9 protein-coding genes are annotated in these 10,905 nt (G+C 40.9%); all 9 read right to left on the bottom strand.

From position 1 onward, the window contains the following. Positions 1-71: 71 nt before the first annotated feature. The 9 genes from VJ937_RS08770 to VJ937_RS08730 all read right to left on the bottom strand — a co-directional run bounded on the left by VJ937_RS08770 (position 72) and on the right by VJ937_RS08730 (position 10,881). Positions 72-1,025 carry an alpha/beta hydrolase gene (locus VJ937_RS08770; protein WP_324066520.1) on the bottom strand — a complete coding sequence of 318 codons (954 nt, stop codon included), beginning with the start codon at positions 1,023-1,025 and terminating at the stop codon, positions 72-74. 29 nt (positions 1,026-1,054) lie between these two features. Further along, positions 1,055-2,653 carry a hypothetical protein gene (locus VJ937_RS08765; protein WP_324066519.1) on the bottom strand — a complete coding sequence of 533 codons (1,599 nt, stop codon included), beginning with the start codon at positions 2,651-2,653 and terminating at the stop codon, positions 1,055-1,057. Positions 2,654-2,788: 135 nt separating this feature from the next. Next, a complete protein-coding gene (locus VJ937_RS08760) occupies positions 2,789-3,616 on the bottom strand; it encodes a hypothetical protein (protein WP_324066518.1) in 828 nt (275 codons plus the stop codon). Positions 3,617-3,800: 184 nt separating this feature from the next. Further along, positions 3,801-4,823 (bottom strand): 3-oxoacyl-ACP synthase, encoded by a 1,023-nt coding sequence (locus VJ937_RS08755; RefSeq protein ID WP_324066517.1) that lies wholly within the window; start codon positions 4,821-4,823, stop codon positions 3,801-3,803. A gap of 28 nt (positions 4,824-4,851) precedes the next feature. Beyond that, the gene (locus VJ937_RS08750) at positions 4,852-6,390 is read right to left on the bottom strand and encodes an AMP-binding protein (protein ID WP_324066516.1); all 1,539 of its coding nucleotides are present in this window, start codon (positions 6,388-6,390) and stop codon (positions 4,852-4,854) included. Between the two features lie 36 nt (positions 6,391-6,426). Then, entirely contained in the window at positions 6,427-7,980 is a 1,554-nt protein-coding gene (locus tag VJ937_RS08745) for a sodium/pantothenate symporter (RefSeq protein WP_324066515.1), read from the bottom strand. Positions 7,981-7,998: 18 nt separating this feature from the next. Next, the gene (locus tag VJ937_RS08740) at positions 7,999-8,988 is read right to left on the bottom strand and encodes a ketoacyl-ACP synthase III (RefSeq protein WP_324066514.1); all 990 of its coding nucleotides are present in this window, start codon (positions 8,986-8,988) and stop codon (positions 7,999-8,001) included. Positions 8,989-9,125: 137 nt separating this feature from the next. Continuing rightward, on the bottom strand, positions 9,126-9,869 hold the full coding sequence (fabG, locus tag VJ937_RS08735) for a 3-oxoacyl-ACP reductase FabG (RefSeq protein WP_057954363.1): 744 nt from the start codon (positions 9,867-9,869) through the stop codon (positions 9,126-9,128). Next, positions 9,850-10,881, bottom strand: coding sequence for an alpha/beta hydrolase (locus VJ937_RS08730; RefSeq protein WP_324066513.1), 1,032 nt, complete (start codon positions 10,879-10,881; stop codon positions 9,850-9,852). Before VJ937_RS08730 ends, fabG begins: the two co-directional genes overlap by 20 nt. Between the last annotated feature and the right edge of the window lie 24 nt (positions 10,882-10,905).

Below are 10,905 nucleotides of genomic sequence, written 5' to 3'. Positions count from 1 at the left end.
CAGTTTGCACATCCTCATCAAAAGCAATGTGACAATACTCTGTATTTAAATATTCTTGAGACATATTTGATTTAATTACTCAAAAACTGACGTATTGCGGAATTAAATTCATTCGCCTTTTCGAATGGTAAAAAATGTCCGCATTTAGGCAACATAATAAGCTTACTATCTGGAATTTTATTATCACCTATCATTGCTATGTCTTTTGTCCAACCCGGATTAAGATAGCGGTTGGGAATAAGGTTATCATTTTCGCCAAAAACAATTAGCGTCGGCTGTTTAATCATATCCAGCTTATCAATCACTGGCTCATTTACCATACCATCAACAGATTGAGCCACAGTATGGCAATAATGATCAAAATCTTTTGCACTGCGCATAGCCAGCCTGTCGGTAATAATAAATTCGGCATCGTCGGGCATATTATAAAAGTTGTAGGCTGCGTTGGTCATAATGGCTTCTGCTGTTGTCTTTTTAACTCCGGAAAGACTCATAACCTCACGAAACCACTCTTTTTGCCCCTCAGTAAAACGTTCGAATCCAGCTGGAGCAGCGAGTATCAGCTTTTCAACTCTTTGCGGATAACGCAAAGCTGCCACCATAGATATTTGTCCGCCCATGCTATGACCGGCAAATATGGCAGACTCTATATTGAGATGATTCATCACCTCCATAACTACGTCGGCATAAAATGTCATGCTGCCATCATGGGGCAGTTTAGTAGATTTTCCATAACCTGGCAAATCAATGGCAACACATCTGTAATCGCTTTTTAATGCAGCAATATTTTTCTCCCAGGCCCGCAAATAGGTACCCAGACCATGAATAAAAATTATTGTCTCAGGCCCCTGACCCTCATCCACATAAGCGATACTCTGATTATCAGAAATATCGGCATATTTTACATCAAAAGGATACTGTAAATCCTCACGCATACTATCCATTGGTGTTAAATTGCTGTACGGACTGCACGCCGTAAAAATCATCGTAAAAATGAATAACAGCGGAATTATAATTTTTGTCATATTTTTCATTGTTTGCATAAGGATAAAATTTAAAACATAAGCCATTTAAACACTATAAATGCAGTCCACGGGTCAACTGGTCGCTCTTCATTAAAGGTACTGTTCACATCAGCCCCGTAGCGAATATCATTACTATCGAAAAAATCTCCTAAACTCATGTATGCTCCGTGCAATTCTAAACTCATAAACGGGCCAAAATTATAGGCTACAACGCCATTCACTTCTGTACCAAGATTTGTACCTCCGCCAATAGGTTCTGCGACGCTCATGGCGTAAGCAGCGCCAACTTTCAAGTTCAGTTTATGTGGTATAAGGTCACGCGAGGCATTAAAAGTTCCTCCAAAAAGGCCGTAACCCATATTTGAAAAATCTGCTACCACTGGTGTAAACCTGTTGACCACATTTCCATGCGGAAACAGTAAATGGGCGCCACTACCAATAAAAACATTACCCGGTGAGGCCCACATATTGCCTGTAAGTACACCGTTATATGTTTTATCATTTAAAGCATCGTCATCGCCGCTTGCATAGATCACATCTACAGAAATCATATCATTTTTGGTTTGCCCATACCGATATCCCGCGCTCAGATTAGCACCGAATCCGGCAATATCGGCACCTTTCTCCCAGTTACCGTCGTTATCGACCTCTGCCAGACCATAATTGTAATTAAAAAATCCGTTCAGATATACACGATCCATCATATAATCGGGATTCCGGCTAAAGAATGTACCAAACCATAAAATATCGGCCCGGTATGGTTTATCGCCAAAATTAAACTTGAATGTACCATTGTATGCATTCAGTTGTGTAGCATTAAGTCCCTGGCCCAGTATAGAGACACCGCCTTTACCATTGGCTCTGTCACGCACATAATTGACAGATCCGCCCCATCGCCATTGTTTGGTAAGTGTTTTTTCGAAAAACAATTCACCCATTGTCACATCATCATTTTCCTGAATCAATGATTCATACAACTTATAAAACCCGGCTTTGAATCGATAGTAATCAGCATCGTGGCGAACTGTAAGCCCTACACCTTCTGTACCCCAATAGCCCAGGCGATAGCCTGTGGCAAGCATTTTATCCACGGTAGTGCGGTATGGGTTGTAAGGTGAATCGTACATTCGCTGAAGCCCAAGGTTAATGAACCATCCTTTGGCAGGAATAAATTCAAGTTCTACATTCTGGGTTTGCAGGTTTACCTGGTCACCAGCCGGAGCAGAACCAAAATTCCCTCCTGTTCCATAGGCTACATCACCCCATGTCCAGTCTATTTCAAATGAAGCTCTTAAAATGGCCTTGCCATTAAAAAGCTTGGGCTTATAAATGAAAAAAGGCAAAATACGTTGTTCAAAATATGCAGACGTGAGCGAATCGCTTGTATTTGTAGAGTTTTGCCCAAACATACGACCAATCACCTGCCCTTTGAGCAATGTGTTATTAGGATGAAAATTGGACACAACCCCCTGATTCAGGAAAAATGCAAGAAACTGAAACTCATCCTCATGTTCGCGCGGAAGATCATATTTAAAAACCTGCACTGGTTGTTGCTGCGCCCGCACAGGCTCCACGACCCATAATACCCCGAGCAGGGCAATAAGCATAATTAGATAAAAACGTCTCATAAATTAAATATTAAATGGGGTTTGCCATCAGGCGTGTATAAACCGGCATGGCACTAAAGATATGGAAAATCTAATAAAACATTTAAAAAAGTGGTTATGTGTCCTCCCAAAAGACACATAACCAAATGTTTTTGATTAGTTCAATATTAAGAACTTTTGAATATTTGAATCGCCTAACTCACCATTATTCGATGATCCGAAACCTCCTGAGGGTGTTGGTGGAGTATTACCGATGTCCGGCTCAGTTTGTACAACTTCATATTTAAGGTCAAACCCATCGCCATTGGGAACTACTTCAAATATACCCTCGCTTGTAATTGAGCTTGGAGTGCTCTGATTAAGTAGGATTGTATAAATGTTACCCACATCAGATTTGGTCTGGGTAAACGTTCCGGTATACTCTGTCTTAACACCATCCGGGTCATAACTCTCTACCACATAAGTTTGATCGCTATTGAAATTGGCATAAATAGAATCTACATTAAAATAAGTAGCAAGCAAAGGTGCTACATTATTCCCAGAAGAATACCACTCTCCAATTATACCAAGTTCTGCCAGTTGTACAGTAGCCATTTGGTCAGTACTCATGGCAACTCCTTCTGAGTTATAGATGAACAAAGGTTCAACGGTAATTACTTCTTCACCATTTGCCGGCTCAGTGTAATTGATCATAATTTCAGCAATTTCGGCTCCTGCAGTATGCTCCACAGTAATGCCATCCATTACAGCACTACCACCGGCTAGCACCACTGCAAAACTATTGGCTGTCAATGGTTCTGTGGCAGCTTCGTCACCGTAAACGCCTTGTGTAAATGTGACCGTTACAGTCTCGTTATCTCCGGACAAGTTTGCACCTGCAAATTCAGGTGGATTCGACGTATCATCATCATCGTCGTCGTTACAACTAATGAAAACTGCGCTTGAAAGCAGTGCAATCATCATCAAATAAAATAGTTTTCTCATAATAAATTAATTATTGGTTTTTTACAATCATTTAATACAAATTTAGCACGTTCTTAATGTTGCCATAATGCCTTAACTTGTTTTACTGGTCTGACTTTTACTAAAACAAACAGCCTAAAGCATATTAAATTCTTAATAATTAAACACATAACCCTAACATAATCATGTCTGACTAACACTAAAATCAACCCCAAAGAATTACATTAGCGGCCCAGGCATAGCCGATACCTGCTGCTATCATTGACACTACACTTCCGTTTTTAATTTTACCACTTTCCAGCCCAAGGTGCAACGATAATATTTGATCAATCTGTCCGGCATGTCCATACTGGCTGAGATAAACAGTTTGATCCTCTGAGAGCCCTAACTCCTCTAGCATCACTTTATGCATAGATCGTTTGAAATGCAACACAGCCAAATAATCAATATCTTTTCTTTGATAACCTGATTTTTGCAAAGCCAGGTCGATGCAATTCATCCAGTTGTCCATCGATACTGAATTGAGCCGCTCTTTCATATGTGCCGGATTCATTAATGTCAACGATTTATATGCTTTACCGGCATTTTCACATGTAATTGGTTTTTCGGTTCCACCATAAACAACTCCGGCATCACGAGCCATAGATCCATCGCTCATCACATGTGATCCAAGAAGAAGATTATGTTCGTATCCTTTTTTTAGAATTAAAGCACCCCCGGCTGCTGACAGGTTATACATCATCGACATGGTTTTGTCTGTATAATCGACAAAATCGCCATTCCGGTAGCCACCGGCAATCATTACCGTGTTGATATTTTCATCGGCCAACATCATATCTTTGGCCATTTTTAGTGCACTAATGGTAGAGCAGCATCTTTGCTGCACATCGATTGCCCAGGCCCTGCGGGCACCAATTTGTTCCTGAATGTAAATTCCGGAAGTAGTCAGTGGATATTCTTTCCATTCTTCTCCTACACTAAGCAAAAGATCGATATCCATTGGATCGGTTTGGGTACGCGCTAAAGCGTCTTTAGCTGCTTTTACGCCCATTTCCTGGGTGCCATCATGCTTGCCGGGAATTACTTTTTGTTCTATACCCAGTTTTTCACGCACTGCATCAGCAGTCCACACACCATTTGTTGCAGATGCTATCTCTTCAGCAGACTGCCGGCCCTCTGGCAAATAAATGCCATATCCGACAATTCCAATTGCTTTATCTTTATTCATGGTAAAGGTATCTTTAACAATTATTTGTTTACGCTTCTGTTTTTTCCTGATCGCGCAACGTTTTGCGATCTATTTTTCCGGCATTATTCACTGGCAATTGTTCAAGAAACTTAATATATGCGGGAGTTTTATATTTGGCCAGGTTCTTACGACAATAGTCAATGACCTGTTTTTCGCTCAAATCACTCCCACTCTTTTTTACAATAAATGCCTTCCCGGTTTCACCCCATTTCTCATGCGGCACGCCAATAATTGCCACATCCCGCACATCATCTAATTGCCTGATTAAATGCTCCACTTCAGCCGGATACACATTCTCTCCACCTGAGATGTACATATTCTTAATACGATCAACCACATACAAATACCCCTCATCATCTTTTTTCATTAAGTCGCCGGTATGAAACCAACCATCAACAATGGTGTTGCGGGTAGCTTCTTCATTTTTCCAGTAACCCGGGGTAACCGTAGCTGACTTTATAATTAATTCGCCAATCTCATTGTTTTTAACTTCTTTTCCCTGCTCATTAACCAGTTTGGTCTGGTAAAAGAAATTTGGAGTACCGATAGATCCCTGCTTGCGTATAGCATCACTATGATCCAGTGATGTAACATTGGGACCAACTTCTGTTAGACCATAGCCCTGCCGAACCGGCACACCTTTTCTATCCCATATTTTTATTAAAGGAATGGGCATGGCCTCGCCACCAATGACAAAGTATCGTATGCGGCTTAAATCAACAGATTCGAACTTAGGGGAATCGACCATTAATTTAAGCATTGTGGGTACACCCCAAAATATGGTATGCTTATCCAGATCCATTTGTTCCAGCACTGCATCAGCATCAAAATTCCGCATTAGCAATGTATAAGCCCCATGTAGCACAAAAGTAGCAAGGAGCACATTCCAGCTCCCTGTATGAAATGGCGGTGCACAATTTATAGCCCTGTCCGAAGATGTAATATCTAAACGAATTTCAGTATTCAGGCTGTTCCACAATAACATTTTGTGGGTATATTTAGCTCCTTTAGGGAAAGCAGTTGTACCCGATGTGTAAATTAAAAAAACGGGATGATCTTCGTCGAATTCATGTACGCCCTCATAGCTAAACGCATCAATAGACAAATACTTTTTATGCATTTCCAACAGCTTCTCCATAGGTATTTTGTGGCTGATGGTTTTATAAGCTGCTGCATTTTGAATTTTATCGGCAAAGTGTTTTTCCCACAGTACAATATCAGGATCGCTATCTGCAAGCATGAAATCGAGTTCTCGCGATGTAAGCCGGTAGTTAAGCGGAACCAAAGTCAATCCGGTTTTTTGGGCCACAGCAAAAAGCACCATGTACTCTAAATTGTTTTCTGATAACACAGCGACTCTGTCACCGGTACTTGCGCCCAAATCATTTATAAAATATTGTGCAGTAAGATTTGCCAGATGATTAACCTGTGCGAAGGTATACTCCCTTCCGGTTTCATATTCTTTAAAGGCTACTTTGTCCGGATTATAAACACTCCATTTTTTGAACCAATCGAAATGTTCCATTTTATCTTTTATATTTTGCATGCTATATTTTTTGATGCTATTCAATTCTAACTTCCATCAGGCGGCCTGAACCATCTTTTTTCGTTTTGTAATACGATGCACAACAATACCAACAATGGTACTTAAAACAATTGCTGTAGAGGCTGCAATTGCCGGGTTGCGCACTGTTCCTTGCAGGTATTTTGTAAAAAATCCAAGATCTAATCCATAATTCTCAACAAAAACCGGCAGCACATAATATACGCTAAAATGTATAAAAATAGATGTTAAAGTAGCCGCTAAAGGTGCTCTGTAATCAACCTCTTTGAGAAAAATGCCGAAAAGTACCGGGATAAAAGCTGCTGAAAAGTAAGCATAAACACCGTTTTGGGCCAAAATTCCAACGCTCAGTTTAGGCGAAACAATTTGTTCCCATGAAATAACTATGGTGATTGCGGCCAGTGCCATAATTGCAACCTTATTGATCCACATTAATTGTTTCTCGCGCAGGGCTACGGGGCTTAAACGCTTAACAATATCCGAAGTAATGGTGGTTGAAACCGATTGGATGAGCCCCTCGAGGGTAGATAAGCCAGCTGATATAAGCCCCAGAATTACAATCAGACCAATAATTACAGAAACCCACCCCTGCGAAAAGGCAGCAACCACATAGGCAGGAATTATACCATCGTTTTTTAAGGCCTCTCCCTGAAAAGTCAGATCAGGAAATGTAATACGTGCATACAGTCCGGCAAAAGCCACTATAAAAAACAACGCTTCGGCAGCTACCGCAATTGTCAGAAACTTATTAACCTGCTTTTCATCTTTCAACAGCAAGGATTTTGTAATAATGTGTGGCTGTACAACAACAGCAACACCCACTACTATTTGGGCGAATATAATTTCATAAAAGTCCCTAAAAAGCCAGCTCTCCGGGTTTGTCGCCTTTACAAGCACAGGATCAATACTTCGCAAACGCTCTACAAAAGCATCTATACCTCCCTTAAAATGCTCATAACCTGAAGTGAGTAAAATAATGGCAACCACAAGCATCACGATAGCCTGAATAGAATTGGTGTAAACCATAGAATTTGCGCCACCAAACATCATGTATCCAAACACAAAAATCACCAAACCAATTAGCACATACATCTCCTCCACATTAAGCGCTTTGCTAAGTACTTTTGTAATGGCCACCACAATTAAAACTATAAAAGTAATCATGAGCAGAGATAAAAATGCCATGATTAATGAATATGTTTTGCTGTTGTATCTGTCGCCTATCCATTGTGCCAGGGTTAGTGCCTTAATTTTTTGTCCGTATTTCCGAAAACTTTTAGTAAGCACTACAAGTGAAACCATGGCTGCAAAAGGAAAGAAAACACAAAAAGAAAGCACCCCGCTTAAACCATAATTGGCGATAAAACCGGGATTTACAACAAAAGTAGCGGCGCTTGTAATAGAGGCTGCCAGCGAAAGACCTACAGCGGTGGGTGAAAATTTGATATTGCCTACGGCAAAATCAGCTATAGACTGGGTTTTGAGCGCACCCCTGATTACAAAAAATAAAATAGCACCAATGTAAAGTGATATTAAAATCCAGGTTCCTATGATAAAAGATTGCGTATCCACGGTATAAAATTTTGTTGATTAATAAATAAAACTTGCTCCGGCAAAGGCTAAACCTCCACCTGAACCAATAAACATAAGCGAATCGCCACGATTTATTTTCCCGGCTTGTAGTGCATCTTCAAAAGCCAATGGAATACAGGCTGATCCCGTGTATCCATAATAATGCATACTGGTTTGTGCCATTTTGTGGGGTAATTCCAGTCGGTCCATGGTTTCTCTGATACTGTTAATGTTAATTTGCGTAAGAAAATACTGGGCATAATCCTTTAAATCTGTACCTGCACGACCACTGAGCTCCCTCGCTATTGCAGACCAGGTTTCAGGGTTAATTTCAGGAGGAAACTTTTTGGCAATTCTTAATAAATGGTCTCCTTTTTCAAGTGCTTCATGATTCACAGGCTGGGCGGTTCCCCCGGCAAAAATACCCATGTAATCGTGATATTGCCCATGGGTAATTAGCCTGCTGGCCTGAAGACCACGTCTACTATTTTTTTCTCCTTTCAGAATAAATGCTCCTGCTCCATCGGCAAACAAATTGGCTGTTTTTTTATCCAATTTATTGATGTATTTGCTCATGGCATAGGCTCCAATTATCAATACAGTCTGGTATTGTTCATCTGCTTTGATATACTTTGATCCAACATCAAGAGCGGTTACAAAACCGGCGCATGCTGTATTGATATCAAAAGTACCTGCATTCCTTAGACCTAGCATATGCTGCACTTTCGATGAGGTCGATGGTGATATAAACTCAGGCGTATCTGTCGATATAATGAGCAAATCGACCTCATCGGGTTTCACATTGCCACGCTCCATTGCCTGGCGTGCGGCAGCAGTCGCCAAATCAGCTGTAGATTCATCTTCTGCAGCCCACCTGCGTTCATAAATCTCCACAAACTCTTCAAGCCAGTCACTTACATTTTCGCCCAACAATTCATCGAAATAACTGTTAGGCACAACCCTTTCAGGTACATACATGCCATTGGAATGAATTATTGCATTTCGCATGTTATTAAGTTTTAGTTATAGAAATGAGGATAAAAGACTTTAAAACCCTACATCTTTGAGACCGCAGTTCTTGCTTCGGTATATACCCCACGCAATGATGTCTCCGAATTTATGTCATCATCCTCAATATTTATCATTTAAATAGTCATTCCGCCATCCACACTCAAAGTTGCTCCGTTTACATAGCGCGCCTCATCACTGGCCAGGAATAAATATGCGTTGGCAATATCTTCCGGATCACCTAAATGTCCCAATGGCACTTTGCTCTGCATGGTTTCAAGCACATTTTCAGGCATTTTGCGCACCATATCTGTCATGATAAAACCTGGTGCTACCGCATTTACAGTAACGCCTTTAAAACCTAATTCACGTGCCCATGTTTTAGTCATTCCAATAACACCGGCTTTTGTGGCTACATAATTTGTTTGTCCAAAATTTCCATAAAGCGCCACAACCGAAGATGTATTAATGATGCGCCCATATTTATTTTGAGTCATATGAATACCTATAATCTTGGTACAATTAAACACACCTGTCAGGTTTACATCTATCACCTGTTGCCATTGCTCAGGAGTCATTTTTTTCAGGCTTGCATCGCGGGTAATTCCGGCATTATTTACTAAAATATCAATTTTACCGCTCTGAGATATAATTTCATTTGTTGCTTTTTCTACAGCCCCAAGATCAGCCGTATTCACATTCATAAAACGGGCCTTACCTCCTTGATTATTGATTGCCTTGGCAACCTCTTCTCCTTTTTCGCTGTTTACATCCCAAATTATTGTTTCTGCACCTTCACTGGCAAATTTTTCTGCACCGGCTTTTCCCAGGCCATCGGCGCCACCTGTAATAATGGCTACTTTATTTTCTAATCTTTTCATAATTATCTATTTTAAGTTCTTGAATAAACGTATTTAAATGTGTGATAAATTCTTGTGGTTTTTCTATAAATGGGGTATGTCCGGTTTCCTGCATCACAACCTCTTGAAAACTACCTCCGTGTTCAGCATACTGTTCTAGCACATATCGTGTTTGGCTAACCATTGGTTGTGATGGGTAAACCTCAGCTCCCGGGTAATCAGGCAATAATCCAAGCTTTCCCAGAGTGCCGGGATCAAAAACAGATTCATCGCTTACAACCTCATCATCTGCTCCCCTCACCCATAGCACTTTAAACTTTTTTTCTGCATAAATAAATGCACTGGCCATGCCGTTCAAATATTTTGGCGATGCAGCGTTCATGGGGCCATAAATACCAGGTTTTACAAATGGGAAATTGGAACTTTTATAAAAATCGCCCGGGTAATGCTTTTCTCCAATCTTTTCCTGAAAAAGACTTTCCAGCAACTCTTCTATATTGTCTGGCACAAACGGAGGCCTCCAGTAATAGCGGTTTATTACTGCTTTTGGGCTGGCATTTAAGTCGGCCAGGCTACGGTCTTTTTTTATCAATCTTTGCACAAATTCAGGGTTGACAATACCACCACCGGAACCAGCAAAATCTGGCATACAGGGTTTGCCATCAACACCTTTTGTGCCTCCAAATCCATATGGCGAAGCAGGATTAACAAGTGTAAGTGATTGCACTTTCTCTGAATAAACAGAGGCGAAAGCAAAAAGCATTCCTCCGCCTAATGAATGCCCCATAAAATGAGCCTGTTCTATTTCAAGCGAGCGCATTAAAGCTGCAATATCCTCCACAAAATCGTCAAATCCCCTGGTAGCATCCACAACAGCCGCCTCGCTATGCCCATAACCTCTCATATCTGGAGCTATAGCGCGATATGATGCCGGCAACCTGCCCATCAGTTTCCGCCAAAACACCGATGATGAGCCATTACCGTGAATAAGGAACAGAACCGGTCCATCGCCGGCCCGTTCCAGGTAATGCATTTTTATACGATTACTATGTAAAAA

Origin of the sequence: Salinivirga sp., assembly GCF_035268865.1 — a bacterium.
Classification (GTDB): domain Bacteria; phylum Bacteroidota; class Bacteroidia; order Bacteroidales; family Salinivirgaceae; genus Salinivirga.
This window is presented reverse-complemented; position numbering and strand designations above follow the sequence as displayed.